This is a genomic window from Paucibacter soli, from assembly GCF_037482845.1.
Lineage (GTDB): Bacteria > Pseudomonadota > Gammaproteobacteria > Burkholderiales > Burkholderiaceae_C > Paucibacter_B > Paucibacter_B soli.
Genome location: NZ_JBBHJW010000033.1, coordinates 1 through 1,174 on the forward strand (window position 1 = coordinate 1; position 1,174 = coordinate 1,174).

The following is a 1,174-nucleotide window of genomic DNA, read 5'->3' on the forward strand; positions in this document are numbered from 1 at the left end:
GTGCTGGCGCTGATGCGGCTCTCGGGCAAGCGCTGGCTCATCATGCCGGCGGCCTTTTATGTGAACACGCTGCGCTCGATCCCGCTGGTGATGGTGATCCTGTGGTTCTTCCTCTTGATCCCGCTGCTGATCGGCCGGCCCATGGGCGCCGAGCTCTCGGCCATCATCACCTTCACGGTGTTCGAGGCGGCGTATTACTCGGAGATCATGCGCGCGGGCATCCAGAGCGTGCCCAAGGGCCAGGTCCATGCCGGTTATGCGGTGGGCATGACGTATGGCCAGACCATGCAGCTGATCGTGCTGCCGCAGGCCTTCCGCAATATGTTGCCGGTGCTGCTCACACAGACCATCATCCTGTTCCAGGACACCTCGCTGGTCTACGCCATCGGCGCCTACGACCTGCTCAAGGGCTTCGAGGTCGCGGGCAAGAACTTCAACCGCCCGGTGGAGACCTATCTGGTGGCCACCGTCGTCTACTTCGTGATCTGCTTCAGCCTGTCGATGACGGTGCGCCGCCTGCAGCAGAAGATCCAAATCATTCGCTAAGGCAGAAGATGGCCATGATCGACATCCAGAACGTCTCCAAATGGTACGGCCCCTTCCAGGTGCTGACCGATTGCTCCACCCGCATTGCCAAGGGCGAGGTGGTGGTGGTGTGCGGGCCTTCGGGCTCGGGCAAGTCCACGCTGATCAAGACCGTCAACGCGCTCGAGCCTTTCCAGAAGGGCGACATCGTGGTCGACGGCATCTCGATTGCCGACCCCAAGACCAATCTGCCCAAGCTGCGCTCGCGCGTGGGCATGGTGTTCCAGCATTTCGAGCTGTTTCCGCATCTCTCGGTGACCGAGAACCTCACCATCGCGCAGGTCAAGGTGCTGGGGCGCAGCCTCGATGACGCCAAGGCGCGCGGCCTCAAGATGCTGGAGCGCGTGGGGCTGATGGCGCACAAGGACAAATTCCCCGGCCAGCTCTCGGGCGGGCAGCAGCAGCGCGTGGCGATTGCGCGTGCGCTCTCGATGGACCCGATCGTGATGCTGTTCGACGAGCCGACCTCGGCGCTGGACCCGGAGATGGTGGGCGAGGTGCTGGACGTGATGGTGCAGCTGGCGCACGAGGGCATGACCATGATGTGCGTGACGCACGAGATGGGCTTTGCCAAGAAGGTCAGCCACCG

2 protein-coding genes are annotated in these 1,174 nt (G+C 63.0%); both read left to right on the forward strand.

Translation table 11 applies throughout. From position 1 onward, the window contains the following. A partial coding sequence (locus tag WG898_RS25135; RefSeq protein ID WP_339605514.1) for an amino acid ABC transporter permease occupies positions 1–546 on the forward strand: 546 nt, incomplete at its 5' end. A gap of 14 nt (positions 547–560) precedes the next feature. Further along, positions 561–1,174 (forward strand): amino acid ABC transporter ATP-binding protein (locus tag WG898_RS25140; RefSeq protein ID WP_339605515.1); only part of this gene is annotated, 614 nt, incomplete at its 3' end.